This is a genomic window from Streptomyces sp. NPDC101227 (genome assembly GCF_044767545.1).
Lineage (GTDB): Bacteria > Actinomycetota > Actinomycetes > Streptomycetales > Streptomycetaceae > Streptomyces.
Map to the genome: position 1 here is coordinate 279,825 of NZ_JBIWOD010000003.1, position 14,535 is coordinate 294,359.

General features: G+C 70.9%; 10 protein-coding genes and 2 tRNA genes. 11 read left to right on the top strand and 1 reads right to left on the bottom strand.

What is annotated here, in order from left to right; translation table 11 throughout:
* The first annotated feature begins 9 nt into the window (after nt 1-9).
* The 6 genes from ACIRPT_RS08050 to ACIRPT_RS08075 all read left to right on the top strand — a co-directional run bounded on the left by ACIRPT_RS08050 (nt 10) and on the right by ACIRPT_RS08075 (nt 4,586).
* Nucleotides 10-1,830, top strand: coding sequence for a LytR C-terminal domain-containing protein (locus ACIRPT_RS08050; RefSeq protein ID WP_403823939.1), 1,821 nt, complete (start codon nt 10-12; stop codon nt 1,828-1,830).
* A gap of 186 nt (nt 1,831-2,016) precedes the next feature.
* Complete coding sequence (gene rsfS / locus ACIRPT_RS08055) at nt 2,017-2,451, top strand: ribosome silencing factor (protein ID WP_403506585.1); 435 nt, start codon at nt 2,017-2,019, stop codon at nt 2,449-2,451.
* The gene (locus tag ACIRPT_RS08060) at nt 2,448-3,101 is read left to right on the top strand and encodes a histidine phosphatase family protein (RefSeq protein ID WP_403824622.1); all 654 of its coding nucleotides are present in this window, start codon (nt 2,448-2,450) and stop codon (nt 3,099-3,101) included. Before rsfS ends, ACIRPT_RS08060 begins: the two co-directional genes overlap by 4 nt.
* Nucleotides 3,102-3,226: 125 nt before the next feature.
* Nucleotides 3,227-3,299, top strand: a tRNA-Ala gene (locus tag ACIRPT_RS08065).
* A gap of 801 nt (nt 3,300-4,100) precedes the next feature.
* Entirely contained in the window at nt 4,101-4,349 is a 249-nt protein-coding gene (locus ACIRPT_RS08070; protein WP_403823942.1) for a hypothetical protein, read from the top strand.
* Nucleotides 4,350-4,352: 3 nt separating this feature from the next.
* Complete coding sequence (locus ACIRPT_RS08075; RefSeq protein ID WP_360122434.1) at nt 4,353-4,586, top strand: hypothetical protein; 234 nt, start codon at nt 4,353-4,355, stop codon at nt 4,584-4,586.
* Between the two features lie 378 nt (nt 4,587-4,964).
* Here ACIRPT_RS08075 and ACIRPT_RS08080 read toward each other — a convergent pair whose 3' ends face one another.
* The gene (locus tag ACIRPT_RS08080; protein WP_403823945.1) at nt 4,965-6,287 is read right to left on the bottom strand and encodes a glycosyltransferase 87 family protein; all 1,323 of its coding nucleotides are present in this window, start codon (nt 6,285-6,287) and stop codon (nt 4,965-4,967) included.
* Nucleotides 6,288-6,440: 153 nt separating this feature from the next.
* Between ACIRPT_RS08080 and ACIRPT_RS08085 the strand changes: the two genes are divergently transcribed.
* The 5 genes from ACIRPT_RS08085 (at nt 6,441) to ACIRPT_RS08105 (ending at nt 14,021) form a co-directional block, all read left to right on the top strand.
* Nucleotides 6,441-6,513 (top strand) — tRNA-Ala (locus ACIRPT_RS08085).
* Nucleotides 6,514-6,872: 359 nt separating this feature from the next.
* Nucleotides 6,873-8,831 carry a protease pro-enzyme activation domain-containing protein gene (locus ACIRPT_RS08090; protein ID WP_403823948.1) on the top strand — a complete coding sequence of 653 codons (1,959 nt, stop codon included), beginning with the start codon at nt 6,873-6,875 and terminating at the stop codon, nt 8,829-8,831.
* A 280-nt stretch (nt 8,832-9,111) separates the two neighbouring features.
* Nucleotides 9,112-12,030, top strand: a complete 2,919-nt coding sequence (locus tag ACIRPT_RS08095) for a leucine--tRNA ligase (protein ID WP_403823951.1) — start codon at nt 9,112-9,114, stop codon at nt 12,028-12,030.
* A 199-nt stretch (nt 12,031-12,229) separates the two neighbouring features.
* Nucleotides 12,230-12,997: a hypothetical protein gene (locus ACIRPT_RS08100; RefSeq protein ID WP_403823954.1), complete on the top strand. Its 768-nt coding sequence runs from the start codon at nt 12,230-12,232 to the stop codon at nt 12,995-12,997.
* Nucleotides 12,998-13,175: 178 nt separating this feature from the next.
* A complete protein-coding gene (locus ACIRPT_RS08105) occupies nt 13,176-14,021 on the top strand; it encodes a DegV family protein (protein WP_403506602.1) in 846 nt (281 codons plus the stop codon).
* The last annotated feature ends 514 nt before the right edge of the window (nt 14,022-14,535 follow it).

Below are 14,535 nucleotides of genomic sequence, written 5' to 3' on the forward strand. Positions count from 1 at the left end.
GGGGCACCGGTGAGCGACCGACACGATCCGTACGGGCCGCAGGACCCGTATGCCCAGGACCCGTACGCCCAGGAGCGGCAGGGTCAGCCGGGCTACACCTACGACGCCTACGGGCAGCCGGTGTACCGCGACGCGTCCCAGGGGCCGTACGAGCAGTCCTACGACCAGTACGGGCAGCCTGTGGCGCCCGCCGCCGGGCCGTACGACGGCTATGACCCCTACGGCGGTCAGCAGGGCCACCAGGGCGGGCAGCAGTACCAGGGCGGGCAGCAGTACCAGGGCCGGCAGGACTACGGCTACGACGCCTACGGCCGCGGGCCGGTGCAGCAGCAGGGCTATGCGCCGCAGTACGACCCGTACGCGCAGCCCCAGCAGCAACCGGGTCAGCAGCAACCGGGTCAGCAGCAGCCCGGCCGGCAGCCCCAGCAGGACTGGATCCCGCAGCAGGCGCCGCGGCCGCCGTACCAGCAGCCCGGGTACGACGAGGAGCCGCCGCCCGAGCCCCGTGCGGAACCGGCTCCGTCGGCCCCCTCGGGCAGGTCGGGCCCGCCCAAGACGGAGGCCGGCGCGGACGGCGGCTACCAGACCGAGCAGTTCTCCTTCATCGAGGAGCCCGACGAGGACTCCGAAGACGTCATCGACTGGCTGAAGTTCACCGAGAGCCGCACCGAGCGGCGCGAGGAGGCCAAGCGGCGCGGCCGCAGCCGGATCGTCGCGCTGTCCGTCGTCCTCGCGCTCCTGGTGGCCGGCGGCGTCGGCTATCTGTGGTGGGCGGGCAAGCTGCCGGGGCTGGCCGGGCCGGGCACCGACCGGGCCGCCGCAGCCGGCGGGCAGAAGCGCGACGTCCTGGTCGTTCACCTGAGGGACACCAAGAACGGCAACAGCTCGACGGCGCTCCTGGTGGACAACACGACCACGCACAAGGGCGCCACCGTCCTGCTGCCCAACAGCCTCGTCCTCCCCAAGGACGACGGGACGCCCACCACGCTGGCCAAGTCCGTCAAGGAGGACGGCGCCGACGCCACCAAGGACTCCCTCAACACCCTCCTGGGCACCGACCTCAAGGCCAGCTGGCGGCTGGACACCCCCTACCTGGAGAACCTCGTCGAGATGGTCGGTGGCATCACGCTCGACACCGACGCCACCGTGCCGGGCGCCAAGAAGGGCGACTCCCCGGTGGTCAAGCAGGGCCGCGCCCAGGACCTGAACGGTCCGGCGGCCGTGGCGTACGCCACCTACCAGGGGCCCGGCGAGACCCAGGTCAAGCAGCTGGAGCGCTTCGGACAGGTCATGCAGGCCACCTTGAAGAAGGTCTCCAGCGATGCGGACGGCGCCACCGCCACCGTCAAGACGCTGCTTCAGGTCCTCGACCCGCCGCTGACCGAGGCCGAGCTGGGCAGCTCGCTGGCGCAGCGGGCGGAACTGGCGAAGACCGGCGCCTACCGCACCACCCTGCTGCCGGTACAGGCCAACGGCACGCTCAGCCAGGCCGCCTCGAACGCCGTGGTCAAGGACGTGCTCGGCGGCACGGTCAAGAAGACCGCACCCGATGCCGTCGCCCGGGTCGCGGTCACCAACGCCAGCGGCGTGAAGTCCGCCACCGGAAAGGCTCAGGTCGCGCTGCTCAACGGCGGCTACACCTTCGTCGACGACGGCAGCGCGGCGGTGGCCAGGGCCACGTCCCAGGTGACGTACGCGGACGCCGGCAAGAAGGCGAAGGCGGTGGAGGTCGCCAAGACGCTGGGCCTGCCGGCCGGAGCCGTCAAGCAGGGCAAGGGCGCCGCGAACGCCGACATCACGGTCGTCCTGGGGCAGGATTTCAAGGGCTGACCAGCGGGTTCGGGTGATCCCGGCCCGATCGGACCTCCGGCCGAAGAATCGGCCGGAGGTTCCGTCGAACGGGGGGTTCGAAAAGCCCGCCGGGAGTGTCGGCGGTCCGTGAGACCCTTGAGGGGTACTCCACCGCCTCGCCGGCCGCCCCGGCCGCGAGGCTGCCCCCGACCCGGAAAGCCGCTTGTGACCGCCACGGACCGCTCCATCGAGCTCATCAACGCCGCCGCTCAGGCAGCGGCCGACAAGCTCGCGCACGACATCATCGCGTACGACGTCAGCGACGTCCTCTCGATCACCGACGCCTTCCTGCTGGCGTCGGCGCCCAGCGACCGCCAGGTCAAGTCGATCGTCGACGAGATCGAGGAGCGGCTGAACAAGGACCTCGGCGCCAAGCCGGTGCGCCGCGAGGGCGACCGCGAGGCCCGCTGGGTGCTGCTCGACTACGTCGACATCGTGGTGCACGTCCAGCACAGCGAGGAGCGTGTCTTCTACGCGCTCGAGCGCCTGTGGAAGGACTGCCCCGAGATCGACCTCCCCGAGGAGGCCAAGGCCACTCGTGGCAAGGCCGCGGCCCACGCCGAGGCCACGGCGGGCGTACAGGACGGAGAGCTGCACTGAACGGCACGAAAGCCGACCGTGGCCGTCGCGTCGTCCTGTGGCGCCACGGCCAGACGGCCTGGAACCTCGAGCGCCGCTTCCAGGGCTCGACGGACATCGAGCTGACCGACACCGGCGTCGGGCAGGCGCGCCGCGCCGCCCGGCTGCTCGCCGCCCTCGAGCCGGACGCGATCATCGCCTCCGACCTGAGGCGCGCCGCCGCCACGGCGAACGAGCTGGCCGCCCTCACCCAGCTGGACGTGACGCACGACGCCGCCCTGCGGGAGACCTACGCGGGCGCCTGGCAGGGGCTCACGCACGACGAGATCCTCGCGCAGTACGGCGAGCAGTACACCGCCTGGAAGCGCGGTGAGCCGGTGCGCCGCGGCGGCGGTGAGCTGGAGACCGAGGTCGCCGACCGTGCCGCCCCGGTGGTGCTCAACCACGCCGACAAGCTGCCCGCGAACGGCACGCTGGTCGTCGTCAGTCACGGCGGCACCATCCGCACCACCATCGGCCGCCTCCTCGGCCTGGACGCCCACCACTGGGAGAGCCTGGGCGGCCTGTCGAACTGCTGCTGGTCCGTCCTGGGCGAGGGCGCCCGCGGCTGGCGCCTGCTGGAGCACAACGCCGGCACGCTCCCCCAGCCGGTCCTCGGCGACGACGACTGACCCCCTGGGCCGGCCGTTGCCACCGGCCTTCGGGGCCCGGATTTCACATCTGGGCAGGTCGCAGGCTAAAGTTCTTCTTGTTCGCGGCGCCGCCGGGGGAAACCCGGAGGAGCGGAGCAAGACCCGGGGCTATAGCTCAGTTGGTAGAGCGCCTGCATGGCATGCAGGAGGTCAGGAGTTCAATTCTCCTTAGCTCCACAACCCGGAAGATCCCGTCCCCTCTCATGAGGGGACGGGATCTCTGCGTTATGCGGCGGCATTATGTGCGGGCGCTGTCCGTGGGCGTAATGCGCCGGCTTTATGCGTGGGTGTTGTGCGCCGGTGCGGTCACGGGCCGGCGAGGCGGGCCGTGGACGGCACGGGCCGGCCGATCGGCGGCCCAGGACCCCCGCCGGGCGCCTCCATCGTCCATGCCGCCGCTGCCCCGCCGCGACGGCCGCCGCCCTCGGCGGCGGGGATCTCCAGGCCTGGGGCGCCGCACTCCAGTTGGTCATCGCCGGCCCCGCCGTCGCGTACGTCACACCGCATGGCCTGCCTGTCGACTGGCCGCGCACACCGGCCGATTGATGGCCTTTCGGATGCTTCAGGGGGTGCTGTGGTGGTAGCGGCTTCCCTGGGGGCTGCACCCGGTCCTGGTTCCCGGTGGATTCGTGAGTGGTGCGCCGCGCTGTCGGGTGTCGGGGTGGTACTCATGGGCGAGGTGATGGTGGGTTTGCCCACAGGCCCCATCCGTACGGCGCGTTGGCATTCGCGCGGCAGGAGCCGGCGGAGGCGAGCGGCCTCGTGATGGCCGTCAGCCAGTTCGGGCCGCTGCTCGGGGCATCCCTTTTCGGGGCGCTCTTCCTGGAATCGTCTGGATGCGATGGGGGCGGGTGTGGGGCCGCCGGCGCCGGCAGATGCGGCGGCCATGGGTGGGCTCACCGGGTCGGCGCAAAGGCGGACCTGACCCCGTCGATAGTCCGTGGCAGAATCGGACGGCGCCCAGGGGAGGAGATAGTGATGCCGCCGAGCATCCTTGAGGAGGTCAATGACCTGCTCGAATTGGCCGAGGCGCAGGGATATGACTGGCTGCCGGAATACGCGCTTCGCTTCACCTGCCCCGTCGACGGCCCCTGGGCCGTCCGTCGCGGCGGCGATGCTTCCGCTTTGCGGTGTCCCTCGTGTGCTTCCTCCCATGTCGCCCAGGTGCTGGGTGACAACGGCGGTATTTCCTTCGTCTGCACGGCCTGCGGCCACAGTTGGAGCTGACTGATGGGCGCTCATAGCAGGAAATGCGACTGGTGCGGCAGCGGTACGCCCATCGTCCGTGACATGGAGCCGGTTAACTCCGACTATCAGTACTGGTGCGAGGAATGCGCCCGCGCCCTGGTCATAAAGGGCGACCCGATCGAGACCTACCGCGAGCTAGACGGGGAGCCGATCTACGGCCGGCTGCTGGACGAGCACTGCACGCTGAAACGCTTCTACTCCTTCGCCACGGCCTGACCGGGCTCGCAGGACCGACTGGGCCGAACGGGTCGAATTCGTCGCCCTGTGAAGATTTTTCCGGCCGATTCGGGCGGAGCGGAACTTCCGGGGATTTGCGGGACGTTGCGGGGCCAAGAGCTGCCGCCGGAGACGGCCGGTGGCACGGGGAAGCGACACGGGGGCCGAACCAACTGACGCCATTCACCGCCGCATTACGCCTCCGCCCCAGCCGCAGCCAAGCCCGGTGTGCAGGCGATGGTGATGGCGATATCGAGCGGCGCGCCGCGGAGTCCCGGGAGTCCGAGCCCTGGCGGCCTGTGCCCGGAGGGCGCCATACATGCACCACCGGGCCGGTGGTGCATGCGAGAGGTCAACTGCAAGGCGTGCGGGGCGGGTTCACCTGGCACTGCCATCTGCTCGAGCGGGCGGTCCGTCGAGCCGCCGCAGCCGGGCCGCGGTCAGTGCGAGCAGCACCAGGCCGGCGATCGGATAGACGTCGGAGAGCAGCATCTGGATGCCGTTCTGGTGCAGTTCCTGGTGATGGTTCCAGCGGTGCGGCACCCACCACAGGGCGAACGAGCAGAACAGCAGGCCCATCACCCAGGTGGTCGCCCACCGGCGCCGGGCGGTCCGGCCGCTGTGGCCCAGTGCCTCGGAGCCGAGCAGGATCAGCATCGGTACGGCCCACACCCAGTGGTGGGACCAGGAGATCGGGCTGACCAGCAGTGCGGTGACGGCGCAGGCGGCGGCCGCCCACGCCCGCCGGCCGCGCAGCAGCGACCCGGCCGCCAGCGCCAGCCCGAGCGCGGCCGTCAGCCCGGCCACCACGAGCCAGGCCACGCCCGGGTCGTGGGTGTGCAGCAGCCGGGCGAGGGCGCCACGCAGCGACTGGTTCGCGGTGATCTCCACCTCGCCGACCCGGTCGGCGGCGAAGACGATCTCGGTCCAGAAGCGGTGGGTGTCACGCGGCAGTGCGAGCGCAGCGAGGAGGGCGGTGACGAGGAAGGTGAGGGTGGCGACGGCGGCCTGCCGCAGCCACGGGTTCCAGGCGGCCCGCGCGCCCGCGCCGGCGCGCAGCCGCCGCCCGGCGTGGACGGCTCCGGTCAGCGCGAGGAAGACGGCGAACAGCGCCGGGGTCAGTTTGATGCCGGCGGCGAGACCGATGCCGATGCCCGCCCAGCGGTTGGTGTCCTTGCGGGTGAGGTCCCACAGCACCAGCACGGCGAGAAGGAGGTTTATCTGCCCGTAGCGCAGGGTCGTCCAGACCGGCTCCACCCACACCAGCAGCGCGGAGACCGCCAGCGTCGCCGCGGGCCGGGGGAGCCGTCGCGGCCGGCCGACCAGTCGTAGGGAGAGGTGCACGACGCAGACGAACAACGCGAGGTTGCCGGCGGTGGCGAGGGTGCGCATCGCCGGGACGCCGACGAGCGTGAGCGGGGTGAAGAGCAGCGCGGCGAAGGGGGGATAGGTGTTGGGCAGGTGGGCCGAGGTGGCCACCATGTCGTAGAGGTCCTCGCCGTTGCGGGCGGTCCAGCCCTCGGCGCGGTAGACCATGAGGTCGATCATGGTCACATGGGCGAGCCGCTGCGCGATCCAGAAGGCGGTGAAGGAGACGGCGCAGGCCAGGGCCGCCATCAGGGTCGGGTGCCGACGGAGGAGGCCCCGGAGGGGGGTGGAGCCGCGGGGGTCGGTGGGCTGCTCCAGCTCCAGCGCGGTCACGGCGTACGGCTCCCCAGGACGAATCGGGCATGGACGGTCGACAGTACCGTGGCGTCTCGCCGGAGGGCCCCGCCAGAACGATTTGGCGAAAGCCCGGGAGAGCCGTGTAATGTAGGCGATGCCGCAGCGGGGAACCGGGCGGAAACACAGCAAGGGGCTATAGCTCAGTTGGTAGAGCGCCTGCATGGCATGCAGGAGGTCAGGAGTTCAATTCTCCTTAGCTCCACAGAAAGCGAAGTGGGTCGTCCGAATCGGACGGCCCACTTTGTTGTGTGTTGTCGTGTGGTGCCACCCGGATCGCGGGGGGTTTTTCCCGAGTTGCCCTGATATTCAGTCAGTGGGCCGCGCGATGTGGTGAGTTGGCTTCCTCTTCTGGGTGCTTCAGGGGTCATTCCTGTCCGATCCTTGCCGTTCCTTGACTTCTTCTTGGTGATCGCATTCCCCTGACATGAACAGTTCACCGAGAGAGTGGCGGATCGCGTGAGCGTCACCAACGCCTTTCACCGCTCGTGCGGTGACGCGCACCGGCGCACCGGCGCAGCGCGTCACCACGCAGCCCACCGCATCGCCACAGCAGGGGGTTACATGAGATCAAGCCGCACCAGAGCACTGCGCGCCCGTACCGGTCTGGCCTGGGCGGCGGCTCTGCCGCTGGTCGCCGGCGCGCTCGCACTCGGCGCCCCGGCGGCCGACGCCGCGGGCCACGACGGCGGCCGGCACGCGTTGCTGGGCACCAAGCCGCTCTGGGCCACCAGCAAGGCCGACCGGGGTGCCACCTCCGGCTCCACCGGCATCTCCGCCCGCGTCTACCTGGCCGGCCGCGACGCCAAGGGCCTGGCCGACTACGCCAAGGCGGTGTCCGACCCGCACTCCGCCGCGTACGGGAAGTATCTGAGCGCCGCCCAGGTGCGTGCCCGCTACGGGGCCACGCACGACCAGATAGCCAAGGTGACCGACTGGCTGAAGCAGTCCGGCCTGAAGGTCACCGGAACCACCAACCGCTATGTCACGGTCCGGGGCGACGCGGCCGCCGCCGAGCGCGCCTTCGCCACCGACCTGCACAACTACCTCAAGAGCGGCCACACGTACCACGCGCCGTCGGCCACCGCCTCCGCGCCCGCCTCTCTGGCCGACGCGGTCCTCACGGTCACCGGCCTGGACAATGCGCCGAAGTTCGCCAAGCACCACTCCGCCGAACTGCCGCCGCCGTCGCCGGTCTTCCGTAACTCCGGTCCGTTCTCCTCCTACTACGGGTCCAGGACGGACACGAGCCTGCCGTCGGCCTACGGGAGCAAGGCGCCGTACGCGGTCAAGGGCTACACCGGCAAGCAGCTGCGCGCCGCCTACGGGGCCAAGAAGTGGACCGGCAAGGGCGTCACCGTAGCGATCACCGACGCCTACGCCTCGCCGACCATCGCCCAGGACGCGAGCAAGTACGCCGCCCGCAACGGCGACCGGCCCTACCGCCGCGGCCAGCTCTCCCAGGTGCTGCCCAAGGACTACTCGCACATCGAGGACTGCGACGCGGCCGGCTGGTACGGCGAGGAGACCCTCGACGTCGAGGCCGTGCACGCGGTCGCCCCCGATTCCGACATCGTCTACGTCGGCGGCGCCTCCTGCCAGGACAACGATCTGCTCGACTCGCTCGGCAAGATCGTCGACGGGCATCTCGCCGACATCGTCTCCAACTCCTGGGGCGACATCGAGGCCAACGAGACCCCGGACGTGGCCGCGGCCTACGACCAGCTCTTCCAGCAGGGCGCCGTCCAGGGCATCGGCTTCTACTTCTCCTCCGGCGACAACGGCGACGAGGTCGCCCGCACCGGCATCAAGCAGGTCGACACCCCGGCGAACTCCGCCTGGGTGACCGCGGTCGGCGGCACCTCGCTGGCGGTCGGCAAGCGGGACGCGTACAAGTGGGAGACCGGCTGGGGCACCCTCAAGGCGACGCTCGCCAAGGACGGCCAGGACTGGACCGGCTTCCCGGGCGCCTTCACCAGCGGTGCGGGCGGCGGCGTCAGCCACTCCGTCCAGCAGCCCTACTACCAGCGCGGCATCGTCCCCGACGGGCTCTCCACCGTGCCCCTCAAGGGCAAGATGCGCACCGTCCCGGACATCGCCGCGGTCGCCGACCCCAACACCGGATTCCTGGTCGGCCAGACCCAGACCCTGCCCGGCGGCAAGCTCGGGTACGACGAGTACCGCATCGGCGGCACCTCGCTGGCTGCCCCGGTGATCGCCGGCGTCCAGGCGCTGGCACAGCAGGCCCGGCACGGCGTCGCCATCGGCTTCGCCAACCCCGGCATCTACCAGCGCTACGGCACCGCCGCGTACCACGACGTCACCGACCACCCGCTGGGCGTCGGCCGTGATCTGGCGGTCGTCCGCGTCGACTACGTCAACAGCACCGACGACAGCAAGGGCACCACTACCTCGCTGCGCAGCCTGGGCAAGGACAGCTCGCTCAAGGCGACCGTCGGCTATGACGACGTCACGGGCGTGGGCACCCCGGGTGCCGGATATGTGAGCTCCTACCGGCCCTGAGGGGCCACGACCGCCCCGTAACGGGGCGCACAGGTGACGGGGCCCGCGCGGGGAATCCTCCGCGCGGGCCCCGTACGCCCTGCGGTACCCTGGCGCCATGCGTGCCGTACGCCTTCTGCTTAGCGGGCCGCGCTGATCAGTCCCGACCGGGCCAACCGCTGTGGCCGCCTGGGTCGGCATCGGCGTGGCGTCCCCTCCTGTGCGAGGGGCATTTTTGTTTCCGCAGAAACCGTGTCCGCAGCAGCCGCAGGCAGAGACGATTGATGGAGCTTTGAGGACGATGAGCGAGACGACCACCTCCCCCGCTGGTAATGGCGCGGGCGGTGCCCCCATCGAGGTGGCAGCGCCGCACCGCTACACGGCCGCGCTGGCCGCCGACATCGAGGCACGCTGGCAGGACTTCTGGGAGACGGAGGGCACCTACGAGGCCCCGAACCCGACGGGTGACCTGGCCGGCGACGCCGACGTGGCGGCCCGTCCCAAGAAGTTCATCATGGACATGTTCCCGTACCCCTCGGGCGCGGGGCTGCACGTCGGCCACCCGCTGGGCTTCATCGCCACCGACGTCTACGCCCGCCACCAGCGCATGACGGGCCACAACGTCCTGCACACCCTGGGCTTCGACGCCTTCGGCCTGCCCGCCGAGCAGTACGCCGTCCAGACCGGCACCCACCCGCGGGTCTCCACCGAGGCCAACATCGTCAACATGCGGCGCCAGCTGCGCCGCCTGGGCCTGGGTCACGACCAGCGCCGCTCGATCGAGACGATCGACCCGGCGTACTACAAGTGGACGCAGTGGATCTTCCTGCAGATCTTCAACTCCTGGTACGACCCGGAGGCGGACGCGGCACGCCCGATCGACACCCTGGTCACCCAGTTCGAGTCCGGCGCCCGCCCGACCCCCGACGGCCGCGCCTGGAGCGAGCTGAGCGCCGTGGAGCGGGCCAACGTCCTGGGCGGGTACCGCCTGGCGTACGCCTCCGACGCGCCGGTCAACTGGTGCCCCGGCCTGGGCACGGTGCTGGCCAACGAGGAGGTCACCGCCGAGGGCCGCTCCGAGCGCGGGAACTACCCGGTCTTCAAGGCCAAGCTGCGCCAGTGGAACATGCGCATCACCGCCTACGCCGACCGGCTGCTGAACGACCTGGACGCGCTGGACTGGCCCGAGGCCATCAAGCTGCAGCAGCGCAACTGGATCGGGCGCTCCGAGGGCGCCCGGGTCGACTTCCCGGTGGGCGACAACAAGATCACCGTCTTCACCACCCGCCAGGACACGCTGTTCGGCGCGACCTACATGGTGCTGGCGCCCGAGCACGACCTGATCTCGGGCTCCAACGGCACGCCCTCCATCGTCCCGGACGCCTGGCCCGAGGGCACCCACGAGGTGTGGACCGGCGGCCACGCCAACCCCGCCGAAGCCGTCGCCGCCTACCGCAAGCAGGCCGCCGCGAAGTCGGACGTCGAGCGTCAGGCGGAGGCCAAGGACAAGACCGGCGTCTTCACCGGTGCCTACGCGACCAACCCGGTCAGCGGCGAGCGGGTCCCGGTCTTCATCGCCGACTACGTCCTGATGGGCTACGGCACCGGCGCGATCATGGCCGTCCCGGCGCACGACGGCCGCGACTTCGCCTTCGCCCGCGCCTTCGAGCTGCCGATGCGCTGCGTGGTCGAGCCGTCGGACGACCGCGGCATGGACCCCGCCACCTGGGACGACGCCTTCTCCTCGTACGACGCGAAGATCGTCAACTCGTCCAACTCGACGATTTCGCTGGACGGCCTGGGCGTGACCGGCGCCAAGGAGAAGATCACCGACTGGCTGGCGGCCCAGGGCATCGGCGAGGGCACCGTCAACTTCCGGCTGCGTGACTGGCTGTTCAGCCGTCAGCGCTACTGGGGCGAGCCGTTCCCCATCGTCTACGACGAGGACGGCGTGGCGCACTCGCTGCCCGAGTCGATGCTGCCGCTGGAACTGCCCGAGGTCGAGGACTACTCCCCGCGCACCTTCGACCCAGACGACGCCGACACCCAGCCCGAGACCCCGCTGTCCCGTAACGAGGACTGGGTCAACGTCGAGCTGGACCTGGGCGACGGCAAGGGCGTGCGGCGCTTCCGCCGCGAGACCAACACCATGCCCAACTGGGCGGGTTCGTGCTGGTACGAGATGCGCTACCTGGACCCCAACAACAGCGACGCACTGGTCGACCCGGCCACCGAGCAGTACTGGATGGGCCCGCGGGAGGGCCAGCCGCACGGCGGCGTCGACCTGTACGTGGGCGGCGCCGAGCACGCCGTACTGCACCTGCTGTACGCCCGCTTCTGGTCCAAGGTGCTGCACGACCTGGGCCACACCTCGTCCCGCGAGCCGTTCCACAAGCTGTACAACCAGGGCATGATCCAGGCGTACGTCTACCGGGACGCCCGCGGCATCGCCGTCCCGGCGACGGAGGCCGAGGAGCGCGACGGCGTCTTCTACTACGAGGGCGGCAAGGTCTCCCGGCTGCTGGGCAAGATGGGCAAGTCCCTGAAGAACGCCGTCACGCCGGACGAGATCTGCGCCGAGTACGGCGCGGACACGCTGCGGCTGTACGAGATGGCGATGGGCCCGCTGGATGTGTCCCGCCCCTGGGACACCCGGGCCGTCGTCGGCCAGTACCGCCTGCTGCAGCGTCTGTGGCGCAATGTCGTCGACGAGGCGACCGGCGAGGTCACCGTCGTCGACACCGAGCCGGACGAGGCCACCCTGCGCGCCCTGCACAAGGCCATCGACGGCGTCACCCAGGACATGGCGAACCTGCGCTTCAACACCGCCATCGCCAAGGTGACCGAACTGAACAACCACCTGACCAAGACGGGCGGGCCGGTTTCGCGCACGGTCGCGGAGCGGCTGGTGCTGCTGATCGCGCCGCTGGCCCCGCACATCGCCGAGGAGCTGTGGCGCAAGCTGGGCCACAGCGACTCCGTCGTGCACGCCGACTTCCCCGTCGCCGACCCCACGTATGTCGTGGACGAGACCGTGACCTGCGTCGTTCAGGTCAAGGGCAAGGTCAAGGCGCGGCTGGAGGTCGCCCCGACGATCTCCGACGCCGACCTGGAGGCCGCCGCGCTGGCCGATCAGGGTGTGGTCGCGGCGCTGGGCGGCGCGGGCATCCGGAAGGTGATCGTCCGGGCGCCGAAGCTGGTGAATATCGTCCCCGCGTAGCCGGCTGACGCGCGCCGGTGGGTCGACGGCCGGGCGCCGGGGAACGCCGCACGCGCGCCGTGGTTGAGGCGCATAGGGGGTTTCCCCTACGGGCAGGTTGGGGGTTCGTTTGGAACCCCTGGCCTGCCCGCGCCGTTTACGGTTGAGGGAGAGAGCGCGGGGCACGAACCTGCGCCTCCGAGACCGTTGGGGAGAGCCCATGGAAGTAGCCGTCGCGATCTTCGCGCTGCTCTTCGTGCTGTTCGTCGCTGCCGGGGCGATCGTCACGGTCAAGGCCGTCAAGGCGGCCAAGCGCGGCGTGGACCGTACGGTCGCCCAGGCCCGGCGCACCGTCGAGGACACCAGCCTGCATGCCCGCCGGCTCACACAGCCGGGCGTGGTCGGTGACCTGGCACAGCTGCGGCTCTCGCTGCGCACCTCCATGCGCGCCACGCAGGAAGCGCTGCGTACCGGCTCACCGGACGATGCCTCCCTGAGCGAGTCGGTAAGGCTCTTCGAGCGCCTCAGCGCGCACGGCCGTGAGCTCGACGACGAGCTCAAGCGCCTGGAGCGCGAGCCCGACCGCGCCACCATCGCGGCCCGCCTGCCGGAGCTGCGCGAGCGCATGGAGCGGATCACCCACTCCGCGGAGTCCCTGCGCTGGGCGGCCCGCGACCGGGCCCGGAAGTTCGCGGACGACGATCTGGCTGCGCTGAGCGACCAGATCGATGTCGAGGCGGGCGCGCTGCGGCACTGGACGGAGGGGCCGGCGGGGGAATCGATGCAGGCGCCCGCTGGGGATGCGGCGGCGTCTCCTGGCGGGGCCGATGCCTCGCGTTCCTGGGGCCCGGTGGGCGAGGAGGCTCCGGCGATCACGGCCAGGGACCCGCACGCCCGGCCGACCTATGCGTGGGAGAAGCCGCCGCGGGCCGAGGAGGAGGCGCCCCCGATGGAGCGCCCGTCCCGGGCGGAGGGCACGTCGACGTGATCTGACCACACGGCACGGGAGGGGGAGGGGCGGGGCGGGGGTGGAGCGGGGGAGAGGAGAGCCGTAGCGTTGATCACGCCGGCCGGAGGCCTCTTGGCGGAGCCTTGGCCAAACTTGGAAGATCTTGGGGAGGGGCCCACACTGTCGGGTGCCGGGTTCCCCGGCTAACCTCCCAGTCATGTCCCGCCATGTCGTCATCGTCACCGATTCCACGGCCTACTTGCCGCGGACGGAAATCGAGCGTCACCACATCACGGCCGTACCACTGACCGTCGTCCTGGGGGACCAGGCCCTGGAAGAGGGCACCGAGATCTCCGCGAGATCCGTCGCCCAGGCGTTGCAGAAGCGCCGCGCGGTGACGACCTCGCGGCCCAGCCCCGCGACCTTCGCGGACACCTATCGCGCGGTCGCGGAGAGCGGCGCGAGCGGCATCGTCTCGCTGCACCTCTCCTCGGAGTTCTCCGGCACCTATGACGCGGCGGTGCTCGCGGCCAAGGACGCGCCGGTGCCGGTGCGTGTCGTGGACACCGGGATGGTCGCGATGGCCCTCGGGTTCTGTGCCCTGGCGGCGGCCGAGGTGGCGGAGAGCGGCGGGGACGCCGACGAGGCGGTGGCGGCCGCGGAGAAGCGGGCCGCCGGCACCTCCGCGTATTTCTACGTCGACACCCTCGACTACCTGCGTCGCGGCGGCCGGATCGGCGCGACACAGAAGCTGCTCGGCTCGGCGCTGGCCGTCAAGCCGATCCTCCAACTGGCCGACGGGCGGATCGAACTGCGGGAGAAGGTCCGTACGGCGTCCAAGGCCATCGCACGGCTGGAGGAGATCGCCGCGGAGCGGGCGGGGGAGGGCGAGGTCGATATCGCGGTCCACCATCTTGCGGCGGCGGAGCGTGCGGACGCGCTGGCCCAGCGGCTTCGGGAGCGGGTGCCTGGGCTGAACGAGCTGCATGTGAGCGAGGTGGGCGCGGTGATCGGCGCGCACACCGGGCCGGGGCTGTTGGGGGCCGTGGTGTCGCCGAGGTGAGGGGCGTGTCGGAACGCTCCTGTGGGTGACGTAGTTTTCCACAACTGGCCCGTTATCCACGGAATTTGAGGTGGATCGGCGAGATCGGCGCGAGGTGCTTAGCGTCGAGGGCATGAACTCTCGATCAGCTTCGTCTTCTCTGTTCGGTTCAGTGGATTCGCCGGGGTGGGTGGGGTCGCCGGGGTCGGCGGAGGCGATGGCGCCGCCGGGGTCGATGGACTCGCCGGACTGGTTGGTCTCATCCGAGACTTCGGTGCCTTCGTTTTCGGCCCCTTCGGCTTCCGGCCCGCCGGCCGCTGTCCCCTGGGCTTCCGCTCCTCCGCCTCCTCGCGCAGCGCAGCCCGCCCCTCCGACTCCTCGGGTAGCGCCTTCCGGCCCGGCGCCTTCCGGGCGTTCGGTTCCGTCGGTTCGGGAGCGGGCCGCCGCATTGTTCGCCGAGGCGGGAGTCGCGCCCGTCGGTCCCGGGCCGGGCGCGCCGCCCGACGCTCCCGATCCGCCGCGCCGCGAGCACGAC